Source organism: Spongiimicrobium sp. 3-5 (assembly GCF_046557915.1).
GTDB lineage: Bacteria > Bacteroidota > Bacteroidia > Flavobacteriales > Flavobacteriaceae > JBHEBG01.
In genome coordinates this window covers 1,551,956-1,575,195 of the sequence record NZ_JBHEBG010000001.1, presented here as the reverse complement: position 1 = coordinate 1,575,195, position 23,240 = coordinate 1,551,956, and the positions used below count along the sequence as shown (strand labels likewise).

General features: G+C 42.5%; 16 protein-coding genes. 1 reads left to right on the top strand and 15 read right to left on the bottom strand.

Annotation, left to right across the window (positions count from 1 at the left end; all coding sequences use genetic code 11):
- Position 1 precedes the first annotated feature (1 nt).
- The 6 genes from ruvA to ruvB form a co-directional block, all read right to left on the bottom strand.
- Positions 2-583 (bottom strand): Holliday junction branch migration protein RuvA, encoded by a 582-nt coding sequence (ruvA, locus tag ACEQ81_RS06720; RefSeq protein ID WP_411030082.1) that lies wholly within the window; start codon positions 581-583, stop codon positions 2-4.
- Positions 584-642: 59 nt separating this feature from the next.
- The gene (locus ACEQ81_RS06715) at positions 643-2,940 is read right to left on the bottom strand and encodes an NADP-dependent malic enzyme (protein ID WP_411030081.1); all 2,298 of its coding nucleotides are present in this window, start codon (positions 2,938-2,940) and stop codon (positions 643-645) included.
- Between the two features lie 117 nt (positions 2,941-3,057).
- Complete coding sequence (locus ACEQ81_RS06710; RefSeq protein WP_411030080.1) at positions 3,058-4,776, bottom strand: sodium:solute symporter; 1,719 nt, start codon at positions 4,774-4,776, stop codon at positions 3,058-3,060.
- A 223-nt stretch (positions 4,777-4,999) separates the two neighbouring features.
- Entirely contained in the window at positions 5,000-5,920 is a 921-nt protein-coding gene (queG, locus tag ACEQ81_RS06705) for a tRNA epoxyqueuosine(34) reductase QueG (RefSeq protein ID WP_411030079.1), read from the bottom strand.
- A 70-nt stretch (positions 5,921-5,990) separates the two neighbouring features.
- Positions 5,991-7,316 carry a cytochrome P450 gene (locus tag ACEQ81_RS06700; protein ID WP_411030078.1) on the bottom strand — a complete coding sequence of 442 codons (1,326 nt, stop codon included), beginning with the start codon at positions 7,314-7,316 and terminating at the stop codon, positions 5,991-5,993.
- Entirely contained in the window at positions 7,316-8,338 is a 1,023-nt protein-coding gene (gene ruvB, locus ACEQ81_RS06695; protein WP_411030077.1) for a Holliday junction branch migration DNA helicase RuvB, read from the bottom strand. The genes ACEQ81_RS06700 and ruvB overlap by 1 nt, the downstream gene beginning before the upstream one ends.
- 126 nt (positions 8,339-8,464) lie before the next feature.
- Between ruvB and ACEQ81_RS06690 the strand changes: the two genes are divergently transcribed.
- Complete coding sequence (locus ACEQ81_RS06690; RefSeq protein WP_411030076.1) at positions 8,465-10,723, top strand: acyl-CoA dehydrogenase; 2,259 nt, start codon at positions 8,465-8,467, stop codon at positions 10,721-10,723.
- An 18-nt stretch (positions 10,724-10,741) separates the two neighbouring features.
- Here ACEQ81_RS06690 and preA read toward each other — a convergent pair whose 3' ends face one another.
- The 9 genes from preA to ACEQ81_RS06645 form a co-directional block, all read right to left on the bottom strand.
- Positions 10,742-12,076, bottom strand: coding sequence for an NAD-dependent dihydropyrimidine dehydrogenase subunit PreA (preA, locus tag ACEQ81_RS06685; protein ID WP_411030075.1), 1,335 nt, complete (start codon positions 12,074-12,076; stop codon positions 10,742-10,744).
- 50 nt (positions 12,077-12,126) lie between these two features.
- Positions 12,127-13,449, bottom strand: coding sequence for an NAD(P)-dependent oxidoreductase (locus tag ACEQ81_RS06680; RefSeq protein ID WP_411030074.1), 1,323 nt, complete (start codon positions 13,447-13,449; stop codon positions 12,127-12,129).
- A gap of 19 nt (positions 13,450-13,468) precedes the next feature.
- Positions 13,469-14,335, bottom strand: a complete 867-nt coding sequence (locus tag ACEQ81_RS06675) for a nitrilase-related carbon-nitrogen hydrolase (RefSeq protein ID WP_411030073.1) — start codon at positions 14,333-14,335, stop codon at positions 13,469-13,471.
- 54 nt (positions 14,336-14,389) lie between these two features.
- Positions 14,390-15,772 (bottom strand): dihydropyrimidinase, encoded by a 1,383-nt coding sequence (gene hydA, locus ACEQ81_RS06670; RefSeq protein WP_411030072.1) that lies wholly within the window; start codon positions 15,770-15,772, stop codon positions 14,390-14,392.
- 1 nt (position 15,773) lies between these two features.
- Complete coding sequence (locus ACEQ81_RS06665) at positions 15,774-17,471, bottom strand: NCS1 family nucleobase:cation symporter-1 (RefSeq protein ID WP_411030071.1); 1,698 nt, start codon at positions 17,469-17,471, stop codon at positions 15,774-15,776.
- Positions 17,472-17,473: 2 nt separating this feature from the next.
- A complete protein-coding gene (locus ACEQ81_RS06660) occupies positions 17,474-18,805 on the bottom strand; it encodes an aminotransferase class III-fold pyridoxal phosphate-dependent enzyme (protein ID WP_411030070.1) in 1,332 nt (443 codons plus the stop codon).
- A 32-nt stretch (positions 18,806-18,837) separates the two neighbouring features.
- The gene (locus ACEQ81_RS06655; RefSeq protein ID WP_411030069.1) at positions 18,838-20,304 is read right to left on the bottom strand and encodes a CoA-acylating methylmalonate-semialdehyde dehydrogenase; all 1,467 of its coding nucleotides are present in this window, start codon (positions 20,302-20,304) and stop codon (positions 18,838-18,840) included.
- A gap of 152 nt (positions 20,305-20,456) precedes the next feature.
- A complete protein-coding gene (locus tag ACEQ81_RS06650) occupies positions 20,457-21,293 on the bottom strand; it encodes a GIN domain-containing protein (protein ID WP_411030068.1) in 837 nt (278 codons plus the stop codon).
- 139 nt (positions 21,294-21,432) lie between these two features.
- Entirely contained in the window at positions 21,433-23,229 is a 1,797-nt protein-coding gene (locus ACEQ81_RS06645) for a cbb3-type cytochrome c oxidase subunit I (protein WP_411030067.1), read from the bottom strand.
- Positions 23,230-23,240 lie beyond the last annotated feature (11 nt).

Here is a 23,240-nt window from a genome sequence, read left to right as displayed (position 1 = left end):
ATTACAAATTTTTAAGCGCCCGTTTAATAATGTCCTCTACGCTTAGTAGCGAATCTTGGCTTAAAACCTTGTCCACCGCCTTTTCGGCTGGCTTTCGGACAAATCCAAGAACCTCTAATGCAGATAACGCTTCTTCTTTATTTGTATTGTTCGAATTGTGGGAAACTTCGTCAATATCGTAAATTTTTAAAATTTTGTCCTTCAGATCCAAAATTACCCTCTGGGCAGTTTTGGCTCCGATGCCCTTTATAGCCTGTATAGAGGCCACATCTTCTGTAGCAATGGCATCGCGCACCTGGGAGGGTGAGAGGGACGATAACATTGTTCTTGCAGTACTAGATCCGATACCGGATACTGATAATAATAACCTGAAAATTTCTCGCTCCGATTTTTCGGCAAAACCGAAGAGCGTGTGTGAATCTTCTTTAACCTGCAAATGGGTAAACAATTGTATGTTTTCTCCATCTCCAAGTTTAGAAAATGTATTTAGTGAAATGTTTATAAAATAACCTACCCCGGCACATTCAATGATTACATGCGTTGGGTTCTTTTCTATTAATCTTCCCTTTAAATGGGTAATCATAAAACAATCGTTAACTATTACTTTTTATGGTAAAGAAACCACAAACTTTGGATTCATCTTTATTTATAACCCAATTTGGCCTCTTTTCTTTTTTCCCTTTCCTGGGCATCTATAACGGCAACGGCCGTCATATTAACAATTTCATCCACGCTGGCACCCATCTGAAGAATATGCACGGATTTCCTTAATCCTACCATAATAGGTCCAATAGAATCGGCACTGTTAAGCTCCTTCAACAATTTATAGGTGATATTGGCAGCTTCCAAATTAGGAAAAATTAAGGTGTTCACTTTCTTTCCTGCCAATTTAGAAAACGGAAACGTATTCTTGTGCAGTTCTTTGTTAAGTGCAAAATCTGTTTGGATTTCACCGTCTACCACAATATTGGGACAACGCTCGTGTAAAATGCTTGCTGCCTCTCTTACCTTCTTTGCATGTGGATGGGTAGACGACCCAAAATTGGCGTAGGACAATAAGGCCAACACTGGTTTAAAACCAAAGGTAGCTGCTACATTTGCCGTCATTTGGGCAATTTCGGCAATCTCCTCGGCATTGGGATCTATATTTATTGAAGTATCCGCTAAAAACAGAGGTCCTCTATCGGTAATCATAATATTTACGGTAGCCACCCTTTTTACTCTCGATGCGCGTCCTATGACTTCAAATATTGGCCTAACCACGGTAGAATAAGCTCTGGAATAACCAGAAATCATGCCGTCGGCATCGCCTTCCAAAACCATCATGGCCGCAAAATAGTTGCGCGCCCTCATTTTAACGCCAGCACTGTACAAGGTAGACCCACTTCTTCGGCGTGCTTTCCAGTATTTGTTGGCGTATTGGGCTCTTTTTTGCGAAGATTCCTCGGAAACCGGATCAATTATTGACACATCGGCATCAAATTCCAACTGCTTTTTTAAAACTTCAATGGTTTCTCTATCCCCCAACAAAATGGGTTCTGCGATACCCTCGTCATATGCTATTTGTGCAGCTTTGAGTACATCTAATTGTTCTGCCTCGGCGTATACAATTTTTTTAGGGTTTACCTTGGCCCTGTTATGTAGCAAGCGTACTACCTTGTTATCATTGCCAGACCGTTGAAATAGTCCTTCCCTATATTTTTCCCAATCGGTTATCGGGGCCTTTGCCACCCCGCTATCCATTGCTGCCTTTGCTACTGCAGGAGGTATTTCCGTAATAAGTCGGGGGTCAAAGGGTTTCGGTATTATATATTGTTTTCCGAAAGTAAGTCTGGTTTTGCCATAGGCAATATTCACTTGTTCGGGAACTGGTTGTTTTGCCAGCTCTGCCAAGGCCTTTACCGCTGCCATTTTCATGGCTTCGTTTATCTTAGTAGCCCGCACGTCCAAAGCTCCTCTAAATATAAAAGGAAACCCTAGAACATTGTTTACTTGATTGGGATGATCGGAACGCCCGGTGGCCATAATAATATCGTCCCTGGTCTTACATGCCAAGTTATAGGCAATTTCCGGATCCGGATTGGCCATGGCAAAAACGATAGGGTCCTTTGCCATTAACTTCAACATTTTCGGGGTAACGATATCTGCTTTGGAAAGCCCTATAAAAACGTCCGCATCTTCCATAGCTTCTTCTAGAGTGCTTACTTTTCTATCGGTGGCAAACTCCAATTTTTCCTTGGACAGATTATCCCGATCACTACGGATAACACCTTTGCTATCTAGCATTACTATGTTTTTGCCAGAAGCCCCAAAATCTTTGTACAATCTTGTACAGGATACCGCCGCAGCGCCAGCACCACTAACTACAATACGTACTTTTTCAATTTTTTTACCTGCAATCTCCAGAGCATTCAACAAGGCCGCGGCGGAAATGATGGCCGTTCCATGCTGGTCGTCGTGCATTACCGGAATATCCAATTCTTCCTTTAGTCTTCGCTCTATTTCAAAAGCTTCGGGAGCTTTAATGTCCTCCAAATTAATACCTCCAAAGGTTGGGGCAATAATCTTTACGGTTTCCACAAATTTATCTACGTCCTTAGTGTCCAATTCAATATCTATTCCATCAATATCGGCAAAGATCTTGAACAAGAGACTCTTTCCTTCCATTACAGGTTTGGATGCTTCCGGACCAATATCTCCCAATCCTAAAACTGCCGTTCCATTGGAAATAACGGCAACAATATTTCCTTTGGCTGTATACTTATAAACGTCATCAACGTTATTTTTTATTTCCAAACAGGGTTCTGCCACCCCTGGAGAATAGGCAAGTGCCAAATCTCGTTGTGTGGCATATGGTGTTGTTGGCACAATCTTTATCTTACCCGGCTCTGGTTTGGAGTGGTAATCCAGTGCTTCTTGCCTTTTCTTTTCCTCGCTCATGAACTAAGAATTAAGAAACAAATTTAATGGTATTCTTTACATGGCAAACAATATGTGCCAAATAAAAAAGCATTGGTTTTAAACCAATGCTTTTTGTAAAGCTAATTTTATGGTTTCTTACCAGAACCAACCTACGATAATTGCAGTTACCAATAACAAGATACAGGCAAGATATCTGTAGTTCTTATACCATGGCACCAACTTCAGTTCCTCGGTCTCTATGGTAAACAGTTCTTTTCTGTATGTATAATCGGTTACCTTTTGTGCATCGGGTGCCGCTGTAGATAAACTAACCACGATATGTATTATTAAACTAACCACGAAAAGTAGATTGGCCTTGGCCAAAAAGTGCAAATCGTTTATGTACGGGGAAATATCAAATGCTACGGAAAGTATCATAAATATGGCTATTGCACCGCCCACTAAAAGGCCCACAAAAGCGCCGGTTCCATTGGCCCGTTTCCAAAACAAGCCCAAAACAAATGCTGCAACAACCGGCGGACTCGTAAACGCAATGACAAGCTGTAAGTAGCCCCATAAAGAATCGCTGACCTTTTCTATGAAAGGAACCCATAGAGAAGCCAAGATTACCAAAGCTATTGTAGCTATTTGTCCGGCCCTAACCAATTGCTTACTAGTTAGCTCTGGTTTTAATTGCTTTACAAAATCCATAGTTATTAGTGTGGAGGCCGAATTGAATGTTGCGGACACCGAAGACATCATAGCCGCCAACAAACCGGCCACTACCAATCCCAATACACCGGTAGGAAGTAGTTGAAACAACAATACCGGATAGGTTAGGTTAGGACAATCTGCCAGGTTTTCACAGGTGCCTCCATCGGGAAGGGGATAGTTTAAATTAGAGATGTCTAATTGATTGAACAATAACAGGGCCAATACACCTGGGACCACCATAATAAAGATTACAGGGAGTTTTAGTAAACCTGCGAACAATGCACCCCATCTACCGTGATTTAAATCTTTTGCGCCAAGTACGCGCTGTACCATAAACTGGTTGGTAACCCAGAAATAAAAAGCCAATAGTGGTACTCCTGTAAGCAATCCCCACCAAGGCATAAATTCGTCATTGTCCGGACGCACTAGGCTAAAGACCTCCCCAGAATTGGCGGGTATGTACTTTCCTTCTGCCGCCTTATCACCAAAATTAACCTCTCCAGAAGCCAGCATAGCATCCAACTTGGTCATCATACCATTCCATCCACCGCCCAGTTCATCAAAGGCAAAATAGGTCAACAGACAAGAACCAATAATTAACAGTACGGCCTGAATTACTTCGGTTTGTATTACCGAGTTAAGACCCCCGGGAATTGTATACGCTGCCGCGGCTACGGCCAAAAGAATAATTATTGTGGTACTGCTGATCTCAGGAAAAAGTAGTTTAAGCACTATACTTCCAACATATAGACCTGCTGCAGTATCTACCAACACGTTGGCAACGATGGTTACAAAAGAGAAGTAGTATCGTGATCTTCTATCATAGCGTCTTTCCAAAAATTCTGGCATGGTATATACGCCAGACCTCAGATAAAATGGTAAGAAGAAAATAGCAAAGAAAATCAATATTACCACGGCAAACCATTCGTAGTTATATACGTTGATATTGGTTTGAAATGCATCCGAGGCAAGTCCTACCAGGGTAGAGCTAGAAATGTTTGCAGAGAACAGCGCTATACCCACAATAGGCCAGGTCATTGTTCTACCTCCTAAAAAATAATCTTCGGAACTGCTTCGTTTAGACTTTGATATTCCATAGATGACAATTCCGACCAGATATACCAGAATTACAACAATGTCCAAGGTTTCTAATCCACTCATAATTTTGTTAGTTTAGTTTAGTTATAGTTAGCGAGCGCGCAATTTGATTCTTCATAATCTTGATCCGGGTTATTTGCACATACCCAAACTTTTACAACAGATTATTAAGGAATTCTCAAAATATTGCGACTTCCCAATATAGTATTTTTAATTTTTTCTTAAAAAAATCTTAACAGTAAAATGAGTGCTATGGACAACTACATCGATGTAGTTGTGTGAAGTGTTACTTTAAAAAACTGATATTTCGTTTTAAACCGGAGAATTTGGTACGTTTTACCGCGGATTTTTGGAACACTTTCTTAAAAACTTCCTCCGTAATTTCTTCCCAATCTTTTTTGGTCATAGACAATAGTTCGGGATTTGGGTTAAAAAGGGGCTCGCTATGAGGTTTAGAAAATTTGTTCCACGGACATACGTCTTGGCATATGTCGCACCCAAACATCCAATCGTCAAATTGGCCTTGTACCGTGGTAGGAATTTCATTCTTTAGTTCAATAGTGAAGTAGGAGATGCATTTGCTGCCATCTACTATATAGGGCTCAACTATGGCTTGGGTAGGGCATGCATCAAGACAGGCCGTACAGGTACCGCAATGGTCGGTAACCGGAGCGTCGTATTCCAATTCCATATCCACAATGAGTTCTGCAATAAAATAGAACGAACCCACCTGCTGTGTTAGCAAATTACTGTGTTTGCCAATCCACCCCAAACCACTTTTGGCCGCCCAGGCCTTATCAAGTACTGGAGCCGAGTCCACAAAGGCCCTGCCATTAACCTCTCCAATCTTTTCAGAAATAAATTCTTGTAATTGCCGGAGTTTTGATTTTATAACATGATGATAATCTTGTCCATAGGCATATTTGGAAACCTTGTAGCTATCTGTATTTTGGGAGTGTTCGGGAAAATAATTGAGCAAGAGGGAGATTACCGATTTGGAACCATCCACCAATAATCGAGGATCTAACCGTTTGTCAAAGTGGTTTTCCATGTACTGCATTTCCCCATGCATATTGGATTGCAGCCATTTTTCTAAACGCGGTGCCTCCTCCTCCAAGAAATCGGCCTTGGATATACCACAAGACAAAAAACCAAGGCGTTTGGCTTCGGACTTAATTAATGAGGTATGATTGCTTAAGTTTTTCATTGAACGGATACTAACAAAAAATGTTAGAACATCACATTAAATTACGGCAATAAATTATACTTTTTCAAACTCAAAATGTAGAGAACGTCAAAGTAGGTTTTTCAGGTTTTAAGGATATCATGGGATTTATTTCCACGGTTTCCATTGTGGTTGATATTTTGTACTTCTGAAGTATTTCCGCTAAGGTCAGGATCATTTCGTACATGGCAAAATTGTTGCCTACACACATTCTAGGTCCGGCACCAAAAGGATAGTAGTACTCCGAAAAGTCCTTACCATTAGCAGCATCAAAACGCTCTGGACAAAATTCTTCCGGTGTTTCCCAAAATTTGGAATACCTATGGATTTCATAAATAGACATTAGAAAAAGTGTGCCTTTATCATAAGTGATACCCTCAAAGGTATCTTCTTCCATCAATATTCTATCAATGACATAGGCTGGGGGGTACAAACGCAATGCTTCCTCTACACATTGTTTCACAAAAGATAGTTGTCCTATCTGCTGAAAGATATCGCCCGCGGCAATATCAATGCCCATCACCTCTTGTCTGGCCTTGTTCTGAACCTCTGGATGCTTTGCTAAAAGAAAAAGAGCAAAACTTAGTGCATTGGCGGTAGTCTCATGTCCGGCCGTAAATAAAATTACAACCTCATCCAACAGTTGTTCCCTAGACATAGGTGTGCCATCTTCGTATCTGGCCGCCAATAACATATCCAACAGATCATCCTTTTCCTCTTCAGGTGCCAACCGCTCCTCAATAATCTCATTGAGCAACCCCCTTCCCTCTTTGGATAGTTTTAAGTGCTTTCCTATTTCACCTGTTAGCCTAAACCACCAACTAAAATAGGGCTGTCTCATTTCTTTTATCAGCATTTTTTGGTTTGCCGCCGTAATGAGCTGTAAGCGTTCCATTTGATTACGGATGTCCGATCTGCTAAAGAGCGATTTTGCCACTACCTGAAAAGCCAGATCGCTCATTAACGGAAAAACATCCAGGGCCTTGTTGGTTTCAATACGTTGCAACTCGCCCACAATGGCATCCTTCATTATATTTAGCAGTCCTTCTAGTTTTTTTTTATGAAAGGCAGGTTGTACCATACGACGGTGGGTACGCCAATGCAGTCCGTTGGAAGTAAGTATCCCATGACCTATATATTTGGCCAAATCTACCGTTTGTATAGGGGATTTGTAATATTTTTTATGTTGTTTTTGCAGGATGTGCTTAATCTGGGCCGGGTTTCTAGTGAAAACAACGGGAATCTTGTGACTTACCTTTATCCTAAAAACATCACCAAACTTCTCAAAATTCTCGTTGTGATAGGGCAATGGGTTGGCCAGTATTCGTTTACGATGTTTAAAAACCTGATATCTACTGATCGTGGGGAGCGAATTCATTAAAACAGGCCTTCTTGGGTACCACCTTTTAATTTGCCCAAGTGTTTGTAGGCAAGTTCCGTTACTTCCCTACCCCTTGGTGTACGCATAATAAAACCTTGTTGAATTAAAAAAGGTTCGTACACTTCCTCTATGGTCTCAGCACTTTCCGAAACGGCAGTAGCCAAAGTACCTATCCCCACGGGGCCTCCTTTAAATTTGTCTATAATGGTGGTTAAAATTTTGTTATCCATCTCATCCAATCCATGGGTATCCACATTTAAGGCACCCAATCCAAACTGGGAAATTTTAATATCAATATTGCCATCGCCTTTGATCTGTGCAAAATCGCGTACCCTTCTTAGCAAAGCATTGCAAATCCTTGGTGTGCCCCTGCTCCTACCTGCAATCTCAATAGCAGCTTCTTCCGTAATGGGTACTTTCAAAATTTCTGCACTACGTTGTACAATGGTAGACAATAGCTCGGTAGAATAATACTGTAACCTGCTCTGGATGCCAAAACGTGCCCGCATGGGTGACGTAAGTAACCCAGAACGTGTGGTAGCACCTATTAGGGTAAACGGATTAAGGTTTATTTGAACCGATCTTGCATTGGGGCCGGTCTCTATCATAATATCGATCTTATAATCTTCCATCGCAGAATACAGGTATTCTTCAACAATGGGGCTAAGGCGATGTATCTCGTCTATAAAGAGTACGTCCCTGTCTTGCAAGTTCGTTAGCAATCCGGCCAAATCGCCGGGTTTATCCAAAACGGGGCCCGAGGTAATCTTTATTCCCACACCAAGCTCATTGGCCAATATATGAGCCAAGGTAGTCTTGCCAAGGCCGGGAGGCCCATGGAACAAGGTGTGATCTAGCGCTTCATCCCTAAGATTGGCCGCCTGTACAAACACCTTCAAATTTTCCAACACCTGCTCCTGCCCAGTAAAATCATCAAAGGTAATAGGTCGTAAGGCCCTTTCAATGTCTAATTCTTCTGAGGAAAAACCATCAGAAGTAGGGTCAAGATTTTCATTCATATCCTAACAAAGATACTAGAAAATGAGATACTTTTTAAACGTAATTTACAGATGTATTTCATGACAAATTTCATTGACCACCCATAATCCATTAATTGAAAAAAGTTGTAATTTAAGCCTATGGAAATGAAAACTTATTCCTCCGGAATTCTTCAATATATTCCCTTTTTTTATGTGATTTGGTCAGATGACCTGCTTTCTCCTTCGGAGGTCTCCGTAGTAAAGCACGCCATTGAACAAGATGGTTCGCTAAATGACAGTGATATTAAAACCTTAAGCAACTGGTTAGCGAAGGACAAGCCTCCTTCTTTTGATATCATTAAACACTGGAAACAGCTTATTAGCAACTCGGAGACCAAACTTATAGAGAGCGAAACCTATCCGCTGACGTCTTTTAGTCAAAAAATGGTGTGCCATTACTGTGAAGCATGTCCTTTTAACGAAAACCTAAAACATATAGAGATAAATCTGGGAATACAGCCCAACCATTACAATCATCTCTTTGACGTAGCCGTAGTCCATCAAAAAACCTCCGATTACTATAGGGCCGATAGATTGGATGCATTGTTAACAGGTAAATATAGTCTGGAGATCAACAGTTTTAGAAAGGAGTTGACCAATCCTATCTTCAATTGGGAAATTGAAAGGGATAAGGAACAGTTTCGGGGAAAAGTATTACGACAGGTACAGTTTTTGGCTGAAAAGGGATATGGCGCTATGGCCTATCCTGAAGGGTATGGTGGTAATGGAAACATGGAACTTTACGCGTCCATATTCGAAAATTTAATGTTCGTAGACGGAAGCCTAACGATTAAATTTGGGGTACAATTTGGGCTTTTTGGGGGTAGTATACAAAAACTGGGGACCAAAAAACATCATGACCAGTATTTGACGGATACCGGCAAAGCCAAACTCCTAGGGTGTTTTGCCATGACAGAGACCGGGCACGGTTCTAATGTTAGGGGTATAAAGACTACCGCCACCTACGAGAAAGAAACGGATAGTATTGTAATAGCCACACCCGGTAAAAATGATAACAAAGAGTACATTGGCAATGCCTTGCATTCCACCATGGCATCGGTATTTGCACAACTTATCGTAAACGGAAAAAATGAGGGGGTGCATGCCATTTTAGTTCCGCTTCGTACCGAGGCCCATGAGCTTATGCCCGGTGTCTCCATTGTGGATAACGGGTACAAACTGGGACTTAATGGGGTAGATAACGGTAAGATATGGTTCAACAATGTACGCGTGCCTCGGGAAAACTTGCTGAACAAGTATGGCGATATCCTGGAGGACGGCACCTACACATCCGATATAAAAAACCCGAACAAACGTTTTTTTACCATGCTGGGCACCTTGGTTGGTGGACGTATCTGCGTTGCACGGGCCGGACTAGGTGGAGCTAAAATGGCATTGACCATAGCGGTTAAGCACGCCCTGCAACGCAGGCAGTTTAACGATAGCATAAAAATACAGGAAGATCTGCTTATGGATTATCCTTCGCACCAACTGCGGCTAACTCCGGCGGTAGCTAAAGCTTATGTTTATCATATTACTTTGGACCATATGATGAAGGTGTATAGTGACGAATCCGTTACGGACAAAAGAAAGATAGAAACACAGGTTGCCGGGTTAAAGTCCGTTATAACATGGTTTGCCAATGATACTATTCAGGAGTGCAGGGAAGCATGTGGTGGCAAAGGTTACCTTTTGGAAAATAGGTTTGCCGACCTAAAGGCCGATGTAGATATTTTCACCACTTTTGAGGGCGATAATAACGTATTGCTACAACTGGCCGCCAAAGGTGTGTTGTCCGATTTCAAAGCCGAATTCAATAGTGCCGGATTTATGGCCGTTCTAAAACTCTTGGGATCGCAACTAAGTGATAAATTGGGTACCATAAACCCCATATATACCAATAAGGTAGATAAGGAACACCTCTACAACCCCAAGTTTCATAAGCATGCCTTTAACTACCGAACGCGAAGGCTTACCTATACGTTGGCCATGCGGATCCGTGATTATATCAAAAAGGGAATCCCCTCTTATCAGGCATTTCTGAAAGTGCAAAGTCATTTATTAACGTTAGGAAAGGCTTATAGCATAGAGTTGGCCTATAATACTTTTGTAGATTTTACAGAAACTATCGAGGATGAAAAATACCGCTCGTTGTTCAGTCAAATGGGTACCCTGTATGCTTTACACGAAATACGGCAAGATGCTTCGTGGTATTTGGAGCAGGGGTACTTGGGCAGTTCAAAATCCAAAGCCATTAGACAGCGGGTAGAACGCCTTTGTACAGAATTAAGGCCACATATTGAAGTTTTGGTAGACGGTTATGGCATCCCGAGACATTGCCTTACCGCACCTATTGCCTTGTAGAATTTAAGTTGTTTATTATTAAGATTGATTTTTTAGGGCGTCCGTGGGTTTGGGAACAAAATGTCCTTTACCCCCTGCTCTGTCATCATCAAAAGTAGTGGGCACATCATCGGCCTGGGTTCGTTGGTCCCAACTCAAATGTTCGGAACCATCATCGCGTTGTACCATAGTGATACAATTTTCTACCGGGCAAACCAAGGAGCATAAATTACAACCTACACAGTTTTCTTCGATAATACTGGGAATCCTTATTGTTCTATCCTCCGAGAGTGCTATCGCCTGATGGGCTCCGTCATCACAGGCAATATAGCACAGCTCGCAACCCACACATTTATTATTATCAATTTCGGCTACTACCTTATGTTTAAGATTGAGGTGTTTCCACTCCGTAACATTGGGCAAGGCTTTACCGGCAAAATCATAGATGGTATTGTAACCCTTGTTATCCATAAACTGCCTAAGTCCGGCTTCCATTTCCCTAACGATGCCAAAACCGTAATGCATCACTGCCGTGCAAACCTGCACAGAAGTGGCCCCTAACAAAATAAATTCTACAACATCTCTCCAAGTTTCCACACCTCCGATACCCGATATAGGTACCTTACCAATTTCTGGATGTTGTGCCAATTCCCGGATCATATGCATGGCTATAGGTTTTACCGCCGGGCCGCAGTACCCTCCGTTTGTACCTTTACCGTCTACGACCGGAAGAGGGGCATAGGTATCCAAATCTATCCCTACGATACTTTTAATTGTATTGATCAATGAGATTGCATCCGTGCCTCCTTGGTAGGCGGCCAATCCCGGATCGGTAATTTCCGAAATATTAGGGGTGAGTTTGGTAATTACAGGAATGTTGGCCGCATTAATCACCCATTCTACTATAGTTTTAAGTACTTCGGGTTCTTGCCCTACCGCAGAACCCATACCCCTCTCACACATGCCATGCGGACATCCAAAATTTAATTCAATACCATCGGCACCAGCATTTTCCACATCTTTTATTATCTGTTCCCATTCCGCCTTGCTTTCCACCATAAGGGAGGCGATAACGGCATGGTCGGGGAAGTATTTTTTTACTTCTTCAATTTCACGAAGGTTATCGGACAAAGGCCTATCCGTTATCAATTCAATATTATTGAATCCCATCATTCTGGTATCCCTATAATTAACGGATCCATATCTGCTAGAAACATTTACAACCGGAACCCCCAAGGTTTTCCATACCGCTCCGCCCCATCCGGCTTCAAAGGCTTTCATAATTTGGTACCCCGAATTGGTAGGTGGAGCCGATGCCAGCCAAAATGGGTTTGGCGCTTTAATTCCTGCAAAATCTATTGATAAATCTGCCATATGTTATTACTATCAACGGTATTTATACGTATACCGTTCTTAATTTATAATTAACTGCCAAGCCAAGATACTATGCCTTGGGCTGCCATTTTTCCTTCATACGCGGCGTTAACCACCTCGGCACCTCCGTTCACAGCATCCCCACCAGCAAAATATTTCGGATTTGAAGTTTGATATTGGTCGTTCACCAAGATCCGCGTCTTTTTATCAATTTTCAATCCTTCTACCATTTCATAAAAATGTTTTTGCTTGGCCTGTCCGGTAGCTTTTATAACCAAATCGCATGGCACAATAAAATCACTGTCCGGTATAGGCGTAAGGTCCCCATTCTGGCTTTTTACTCTTTCGAACTGTACTCCCGTTGCATTTTTGTCTCCCACAATTTTTAAGGGTGTGGCATTGAACAAGCTTTCTACTCCGGCACTTATGGCCAGGTCGTACTCAAATCTATAAGCACCCATGGATTGTTTATCCCTTCTATAGGCCAATATCACCTTTTTTGCCCCCATTCTTGCTGCTTCGGAAGCTGCATCCATGGCCGTGTTACCACCACCGATTACCACAACATTATCGGGAACTGTAATTTTATGGTGCTTCATACGCAATTCTTCAATAAACTCCACGGCACCTACAACACCTTCCTTATTCTCTCCATCCAAACCAAGACTGGCGGTTTTTCCAAGACCTACTCCCAGAAAAATAGCGTCATAATCCGATTCCAATTCCCCTAGTTGTGTTTTGGAGTTGATCGCTGCGTTGTATTTAATATTGAATTCTAGTTGTTCTTGTAAATATGTAATCTCACTTAACACTTCTTCATTGGTAATCTTATAGGGAGCAATACCATATACGGTAAGGCCCGAAGGTTTGTCCTTGGCCTCAAAAATATCGACCTCCACACCTAATGTGCGCAATTCACAGGCACATGCAATACCTGCTGGCCCAGAGCCAATAACTGCCACTTTTTTGCCTATTGAATTCCCAGGTGCAAAAAGGCGTTTATTTGTGGCAATGGTGGTTGCAGTGGCATAGTTCTGTAAGCGCCCTATTTGTATTGGGGGTACATCTTGGTGATTATACACACAGGCACCTTCACACAAAACCCCTGTGGGGCATACTACGCCGCAGGCGTTGCCAAGCCAATTGGAATCGAAAATAGTCTTTGCTGCCCCTTCTGTGTTCTGTGTCTGTATCTGTTTAATAAACAAGGGGATATCTATACCCGTAGGGCAAGCCTGTATGCAGGGAGCATCATAGCAAAAGAGGCATCGAGAACTTTCATAATATGCCTCCGTCGGATTCATCAATGGCTTTTTCTGCTTAAAGTTCTCCTTAAATTCCTCCTCGGATGTAGGTCTATTATACTCTGCCATATTCGGGTTAGGGATTTAGTTAAAGTTCTGTAATCTTACCATAGGTTTCCGGGCGGCGGTCTCTAAAAAACTGCCAGGTAGAGCGTACCTCATCAATAAGGTCCAAATCAAATTCGGCCACCAAAAGCTCATCATCATCACGGGAAGCCTGTGCAAATATTTGCCCTCGCGGGTCAACAAAATAGGATTGTCCATAGAATTTTCCCAAATTCCATGGCTTTTCTTCGCCTACTCTATTTATGCAACCCATAAAGTACCCGTTAGCCGCTGCATGCGCCGGTTGTTCCAACTTCCAGAGGTATTCACTTAAACCGGCTACGGTAGCCGAAGGGTTATATACTATTTCCGCTCCATTTAGTCCTAAAATACGCGCACCATCCGGAAAATGACGGTCGTAGCAGATATAGAGACCCACTTTAGCATATTTTGTCTGGAATACGGGATATCCCAGATTACCGGGCTTAAAGAAAAACTTCTCCCAAAACCCTGTGGTATGTGGTATATGGTTCTTACGATACTTGCCCAAGTAAGTACCATCGGCATCTATGATAGCAGCGGTATTGTAGAGCACCCCTGGTTGCTCCTTTTCATAAATAGGAACAATGATGACCATGTTATATTTTTTGGCGTATACCTGCATTTTTTCGGTAGTAGGTCCGGGTACGGACTCTGCCGATGCATACCACTTTCGGTCTTGTCCGGGGCAGAAATAAGGGGTATTGAAAATTTCCTGTAAGCATAGTATTTGAACACCTTGCTTACCCGCATCCTCTATATAGGGAATGTGTTTATTATACATGGCATCCATAATTTCCTGTATGGTACCCTCGCCCTCGGTCATAGGTAGGCTCATTTGTATGAGTCCCGATTTTACTATTCTTGGCATAATGGCTTTCTTATAGTGTTTAAGTTATGAATTTATTGAAGATAAAACGATACTTCAAATTACCTTGGATGTTTTACCCCTAGCCACAAATTGCCCATGGCCAGCTTTTAACTTACATTCTCCCTGTTCAATTGCTAGCGCTCCTCTTAATAGCACGGTCTCGGTCTTACCAGTTACTTGTTTCCCTTCGTAGGCCGAATAATCACAGTTCATATGATGTGTCTTTGCTGATATGGTATGTTCCTTGTCCGGATCGAAAATCACCAAATCTGCATCCGATCCAATTGCTATTGTACCTTTTTTGGGATACATCCCGAATATTTTGGAAGCATTGGTGGAAGTAACCTCAACAAATTTGGTCAATGATATCTTGCCTTTGCGCACCCCTTCGGAATATAGCAATTCCATACGATGTTCTATGCCCGGGTGTCCGTTGGGAATCTTTGAAAAATCGTCCTTGCCCATTTGTTTTTGTTCCCACATAAAGGGGCAATGATCGGTACCCACAACTTGCACTAGGCCCTGGTTGATGCCGGACCACAGTGCGGTCTGATCTTTTTTCTCTCGTAGCGGTGGACTCATAACCCATTTTGCACCCTCAAAATCCTGCTCATACAAAGATGCGTCCAACATTAGATATTGGGTACAGGTTTCTACAAATACCTTCTGATTTCTTTGCGTTGCCCTTCTTACGGCATTAAGCGCCCCTTCGCAGGTCATATGTACAATATAACCGGGGCAATCCGTATAGTGTAACATATCCGTAAATCGGGCCGAGGCCTCTGCCTCCGTCACCTCAGGCTGTGACAAGTAGTGGTAAATTGGTGCTCTATTTCCTAGGGCCTTGTTCTTGGCGATCAGCGTATCGATCATATCCCCATTGGTTGCATGCACGGTAACCAATCCCCCATTTTTTTGAACCACCTTCATCAGTGCTACCATTTGACCATCATCTATCATTAAGGCTCCCTTGTAGGCCATGAAGGTTTTAAAAGAACTGATGCCTTCCTTTTTGATCATATGTACAACCTCTTTGGCCACATCATCATTAAAATCAGTAACCGCCATATGGTACGAGTAATCCCCAATCGCCTTGCCTTTGGATTTTCCTTGCCAAGTTTTTAAGGCGTTTGCCAAACTATCGCCTTGGGTTTGCAGAATAAAGTCGATTACCATAGTGGTTCCCCCGTGCAATGCAGCCCGAGTACCGGTTTCATAATCATCACTAGAATAGGTCCCCATAAAGGGCATATCCAAATGTACATGCGGATCTATTCCGCCAGGAAGTACCAACTTATCCGTTGCATCTATAACCTTATCCGCCTTAACACCTAAAGATTTTCCGATGGCGGCTATTTTTTCGCCTACTACATAAACATCCGCGATATAACTTTCGGATGCAGTGACCACTTTGCCATTTTTAATTAGAACAGACATCTTATTTTTTTAACATTAATAGATAGTACAATATGGACGAGATAAAGAATCCCGTAAACCAGGACAGGGAGTACAGAAAGTTAAGTTGGGGTACCCAATACCCAACAAGTGCCAAAAACACGCCCGTAAAAAGGGCGATCATGGCTGCTTTGTTAACACCCAATCCACCATAGGCATAATTACCTCCTTCTTTATATAAAGCCGCCAATTCCAAGTTCTTTTTACGGATAATAAAATAATCCACGATAAGGATTCCCAGTACCGGACCCAACAGGCCACTAACAAATATCAGAAAGCCCGATATCTCGTTCAGCAACCACCAAGGAGCAATTACGATCCCTATTATCCCAGTGATCAACCCTCCCATCCTAAAACTTATTTTTCTTGGAACCAGATTGGAGAAAGCATTCGCCGGGGCTATAACATTTGCGGCTATGTTGGTACTCAAGGTTGCAATCAATAAAAATATTTGTGAAATGACGACCACTACCGGGTTTTCAAAATTGGCAATCAAAGAAACCGGATCCCAGGGAGCGTCGTCGGCTATCATTACATTGTCAAAATTGATGACGGCGGCACAAGTAACAAAAATACCTACAAAGGAATACAACATCATGGTACCGGGAAGCCCTATAAACTGCCCTGCTATTTGATCTTTTTGGGTTTTGGCATAGCGCGTAATATCGGCTATGCTTATGGACATGGTCGCCCAAAAACCCACCATGGCCGTTAGCCATAACAAATATCCCCATAGTTTAGATCCTGTTTCCGGGTTCTGAGAATCTGTCCAAGAGGCCTGGACAATACTGGAAACCGTTTCTTTGGATGTTTGGTCGTTCCTAAACTGTACTTTGGGCGCAGCTTCCGTAGTTTTACCCAAATAATCCGTAATATCAATTGGTTCTGATGAGTACGATTCCCAATCCCCTTCCTCTGAAGCTGTAAGCAATCTGTATTGATTTGCCTTAAAGCTTCCGTCCTTATTCTTCAGAGCATTTAGTTGCAGAAGTGTCCGTTCACTTTCCGTATAATATGTTGCTGCCGGACGCTCTAGTTGTTCGCTTTGATTTAGCACTACCAGAAAACCGTCGGCCTTGTTGTACCCCCATGCTATTAGGGCCAGACCCATAACTACCAGTATGGGAGCGGAATAGGCTTCCAACCATTTTATACTTTCCGTGCCTTTCCAGATAAAATAGATATTGATACACCAGAAAATGGCAAAGCCAATAAATTTACCGATAGATAGTCCCAGTTCTCCTTCGGTACCCGTTATTGCATTGAAAATGGCATAAATTGCCAATCCTCCTATCCATGTCTGCACCCCGAACCATCCGCAGGCAATTATTCCCCTGGTAACCGAGGCCAGATGTACTCCTTTGATACCAAATACCGCCCTACCGATTACCGGAAAGGGAATACCATATTTTACCCCCGCATGACCGTTAAGTACCATGGGTATGGTAATGATTAAATTGGCCAACCCAATAATAATCAGCGCCTCGTACCAATTTAGACCTGTTTTTATCATGTAGGATGCCAGTAGATATGTAGGGATACATACGGCCATGCCCACCCAAATAGCTGCCAGATGCCACTTGCTCCATGTACGTTTGCTGGGTGGAACAGGAGCTAGATCCTCGCTGTACAGGGATGATGAGGATACATCTTCTTGTAATTCTACAATATCTTCTTTCATAATCAATTACAATATTGATCGGCTATGGCAACGGCTTTTGAGATAATATCCAGGCCTTCATCCATTTCATCCGTGCTCACATTTAGCGGAGGTGCAATGAATATCCAGTTCCACCGCACGAAGGTGAACATGCCCAGTTCTCTTATTTTCCCTGCCATTTTAAGGGTGGCTTCCATTTGGTCCGGTTTTGCGTTCCATGGCGTTGTAGGTTCTTTGGTTTTTCGGTTCTTAACCAATTCTATACAACCTAAAAGTCCGGTATTTCTAAAATCGCCGATGGAGGGATGTCTTTCACTTAGCCTAGCTACCTGATCTTCAATATACCTCCCTGCTTTTTCCGCCTTGCCCACCAAACCTTCCTCTTCAATGATTTTTATATTCTCTATGGCAGCTGCGCAGGCCACAGGATGTGCAGAATACGTTAAACCCAATAACATTGGGTGGTCATCAAAGTGATTCGCTATGGTATTGGTAACCACCATAGCGCCTAAGGGTAAATAACCGGATGTAAGTCCTTTGGCCATACACATAATATCTGGGGTAACCTTATGATGGTCTACCCCAAACATTTTTCCGGTACGCCCAAAGCCACTCATGGTCTCATCGATAATCATAAGGATACCATACTTATCGCAAATATCCCGTACTTTTTTAAGGTACATGGGAGGGTATTTGATACAGCCCGAAGAGCCAGATTCGCCCTCAAAAAGAATTGCGGCAACGGCATCCGGATTTTCAAACTGTATTACCCTTTCTAAATGGGCGGCGGCCCTTTCCCCACATTCTTCAATAGTAGATGAGTTCCATGGGCATCTGTAGAAATACGGGTTTTCCACATGTACAAAATTATTTACCGCTTGATCATCAATGGCAAACTTCCTTGGATCGCCCCCTGCCGAAATAGCACCGTAAGTAGCACCGTGATAGGAACGATAATGACTTATTATCTTGTGTCTTTTGGAGTATATTCTGGCCAATTTAATGGCGTTCTCCACAGCTTCTGCCCCTCCTAATGTAAAAAAGGTCTTGGTAAGGTTACCCGGAGTAATTTGGGCGAGTTTTTTACCCAGTATGCCCCTGACCTCTGTGGCCATGCCCGGATACACGTAACTGAGCTCTTGCATCTGTTTTGCCACAGCCTGGGTTATCCGCTGATTGCCATGACCTATATTTACATTCATAAGCTGAGAGGAGAAATCGAGATATTTCTTCCCATCCCTATCAAAAATATAGGAACCTTTGGCACGATGGGCGTTTATAGGATTTAGTCCGCCCTGTTTGGCCCAAGAGAACAACGTATAATCTAGATTGTCCTGTACAATTTGGTTTTTCATAGATTAATTTAAAGTGAAGGAATAAAATTGAACTAGCTCATCCAGTTAATTTGTGCTTCGGGGTTCCATTTGGTGGTCGTCTTTTTGTTTTGAGTCCAGAATTCTATAGAACTACGGCCCGTAATATCGCCAACACCAAATTTAGATTCGTTCCACCCCCCAAAAGAAAAAGGTTCTCTAGGTACAGGCACCCCAATATTAACGCCGATCATACCTGCGCTGGCGCGCTCCATCACCTGTTTTGCAAGCCCTCCGCTCTGGGTAAAGACCGCGGCGGCATTTCCATAATTAGATCCGTTTTCTATTGTTATGGCTTCATCTAAATTCTTTGCGCGAATAATTGAGATTACCGGTCCAAAAATCTCCTCTCGGGCAACGGACATATCCGTAGTTACATAATCGATTATGGTAGGACCAACATAGAATCCGCCTTCCTTTCCGGGTACCGTAGCATTTCTACCATCTACCAATACTTTGGCACCATTATTCTCTGCTTCGGTTATATATGCCTCAATCTTCGCTTTTGCTTCGGCACTTATTACGGATCCCAATGATTCTCCTGGCACTACTTTCTTAACTTCTTCCACCATACGATCAATAATGTGCTGCACATTATCTACGCCCACCATTACGGATGCAGCCATACAGCGCTGACCTGCGCAGCCCGACATGGAGGCTACAACATTGGAGGCTGTCATTTCAGGATTGGCATCTGGAAGCACTAACAAATGATTCTTTGCGCCTCCCAATGCAACACACCGTTTTAATGTGGATGTAGCTCGTTTGTATACAATTTTGGCCACCTTTGTAGAACCCACAAAAGAAACGGCTTCTATCCCTGGATGGTCGCAAATGGCCTCTACCACTTCCTTACCTCCGTTGACGATATTGAATACACCTTTGGGTAAACCCGCTTTTTGTAATAATTCTGCCATGCGCATAGTGCTCAGCGGAACAAGCTCCGAAGGTTTCATCACCATGGTATTCCCCAATACCAATGCGTTGGGCAACGTCCAATGGGGTACCATGTTGGGGAAATTAAAGGGTGTAATACTGGCAACTACACCAAGGGGTCTACGTTCTATTCTACATTCCACACCTTTGCTGACCTCTTGGATCTCATTGACCACAATTTGGGGCATGGATACCGCAAACTCGCATAGCTCCATACTTTTTTCAACTTCTGCCTTTGCTTCGTTGTACGTCTTTCCATTTTCCAATTGCACCAAAAGTGTAAGTTCGTGCATGTGCTCCTCCAAGAGCGACCGATACTTAAAAAATATCTGTACCCGATCTTTTAGAGTTTTGGAAGACCACTCCGGAAAGGCTTCCCGGGCAGCTTTAACAGCTTTGTCCACATCGTTTTCCTTGGATAGGGGAAGCGATGATATAACGCTACCATCTAAAGGACTAATTACGTCCATGGCAGCATGTCCGTTACTTTCGAAGCTACCATTAATAAAGTTCTGTACCTTGGGTTGTTCTTTTAGCTGTTCCATGACAATGCATTTGTTCTTTGAAGGGACTATAGGGTCTCTTATAAAAATACAAACAAATTATCAAAGGCTATTGGCTTTTGTAAAAATAGACCAAATCGCAAAATAGGTATTGCCTAAACCATTGGCAAGCCGGTATGTTATTAAAGGGAGTGCTACTTATCTTCTTTTTTTAGCAAGGCCGAAGTTCCTAAAAACTGTTGTATGATAACCCTAGGATCACCGTACAAATGAACACGGGTTGACCCCATAGCGGAAAGTTCAAAACTTTTGTAGGCATATACTTTGGCAAAAGCGGCATCTTCCAATTTAGCCGAAACTACTGCGGCTTCCATATTTTCTGCCTTAAGGTTTGCGTTACCACTCATTTTCACCTGTAGTGAATCCGTAGTACCATCGAAGGTTACCGAAGTATTCTTATCTAGCTCTAAGGTGCTTTTTTCCCCCACGGAATAAATATAGGCGTTGGCTTTATTCTTTAGGTTGATGTTGAGGGAGTCGCTATCCAGATTGAAAACTCCTGAACTTCCTTCCTCCATGGTAACGCTCATAATGGAGGCAGCGGCATTTAAATCAATTTTGGAAGTGCCGAAGGTGTTCACGAACAGCTGGTCGGAAACAACTGTTTCCTTTACACCAATTTTTCCATCCCTTACCGTAATGCCTTCCAATTCCCTATAATTTACGGTTATGTCCAATTTTTTTTTGGCGATGATCTTGTAAAAAGAGGAGATAATAAGCGTGCTATCTACTACTTTAAACTTAAGTATGTCCACCAGGTTATCATCGGCAGTTACCGTATACCCTTCTGAAATTCCTTTTTGTAAAAATATTTCTAAATCGTCATTGAGTTCTATTGCCGAAAAAGGAGGTAGTTCCTGTACCACCTCTGTAACACTCCGATTGCCTTTTATCTTGGGTTTTCGTTGCGCAAATATTAGACAGTGAGATAGTGTTAGGACAATGACTAGGGTTATATTTTTCAGTTTCATGGGCTTTAAAATTAAATCTGGGTCTCAAAGCATATTTAAAGATATACAAAAATACCGTTTCAATTGATACAAGCTTTTTTTGAGCACAAAAAAACCCATCTATGATGGGTCTTTATGTTCGTCTAAACGCTTAAATTCTTTAGTGATTAAGTTCTTCCTCATCCTGTTGTAAAGGAATGTTCTGAGGAACAAAATCTTGTCCGGGGATTACGTATTCCCCATTCGGTTGTGTTTTGCTATAATCATAGGCCCATCTGTGTACATGGGGTATTTCACCATGCCAGTTGCCATGTATGTGCTCAATTGGAGCTGTCCACTCCAACGTATTGGATTTCCATGGGTTTTGCTCGGTCTTCTTTCCGTAGAAGATACTGCTTATGAAGTTGTATAGGAAAACCAATTGTGCCAGACCGGCGATCAGAGCAAAAACGGTAATCAAGACATTTACGTCCGTTAATTCATCGAACATTGGAAACGCAGTGTTCTCATAGTATCTTCTTGGAACACCGGCCATACCAACAAAGTGCATTGGGAAGAATACCCCATAAGCACAAACAGCGGTAACCCAAAAATGTACGTACCCCAGATTTTTGTTCATCATCCTTTTGAACATCTTGGGGAACCAGTGATATACACCCGCAAAAAGACCATAAAGAGCAGAGATCCCCATTACCAAATGGAAGTGGGCCACTACAAAATAGGTATCGTGTACGTTAATATCCAAGGTGCTATCCCCAAGGATAATTCCGGTAAGCCCTCCACTTATAAATGTGGATACCAAGCCTATGGAAAACAACATCCCCGGATTTAATTGCAGATTACCTTTCCATAACGTTGTAATATAATTGAATGCTTTTACCGCAGATGGTATGGCTATCAGTAAGGTTGTAAATGTAAATACGGATCCCAGAAATGGGTTCATCCCGGAGATAAACATATGGTGACCCCAAACTATGGTAGACAAGAACGCGATCGCTAAAATGGATGCAACCATGGCGCGATATCCAAAAATGGGTTTCCTTGCATTGGTAGACATCACTTCTGAGGTAATTCCCAAGGCAGGCAGTAGTACAATATAAACCTCTGGATGTCCAAGAAACCAGAACAAATGTTCATACAATACAGGGGAACCTCCCTGATAATGCAGTACCTCTCCTTGGATAAAAATATCCGATAAGAAGAAAGATGTTCCAAAACTCCTATCCATGATCAACAACAAGGCCGCTGAAAGAAGTACGGGGAAAGAAATAACCCCGATTACAGCTGTTACAAAAAATGCCCAAATGGTCAGTGGTAATCTGGTCATGGACATACCTTTTGTCCTAAGGTTGATTACGGTTACTATATAGTTCAGTGATCCAAGCAAAGAAGAGGCAATGAATACTGCCATAGACACCAACCAAAGTGTCATTCCCATACCAGAACCGGATTGTGCCATGGGCAGTGCGCTCAATGGTGGATAGACCGTCCAACCGGCCGAAGCTGGTCCTGCTTCCACAAATAATGAGATAACCATAATAATACTGGAAGTAAAAAACAACCAATAAGAAATCATGTTCAAGAATCCGGAAGCCATATCTCGGGCGCCAATTTGCAATGGAATTAGCAGGTTACTAAAAGTTCCACTTAAACCAGCAGTAAGTACAAAAAATACCATGATGGTACCGTGTATGGTTACCAGAGCCAAATACACCTCCGCATCCATAACCCCATCGGGAGCCCATTTTCCAAGCAGAGTCTCAAAAATAGGGAAGGACTCTCCTGGCCAGGCCAATTGCATTCTAAACATCAAGGACATTGCAATACCAATGAAACCCATGATCAAACCAGTAATTAGATACTGCTTTGCAATCATTTTATGGTCTTGGCTAAATATGTATTTGGTTACAAAGGTCTCTTTGTGATGATGTCCATGATCATCTGCGTGATCTTCCATAATCCAGTATT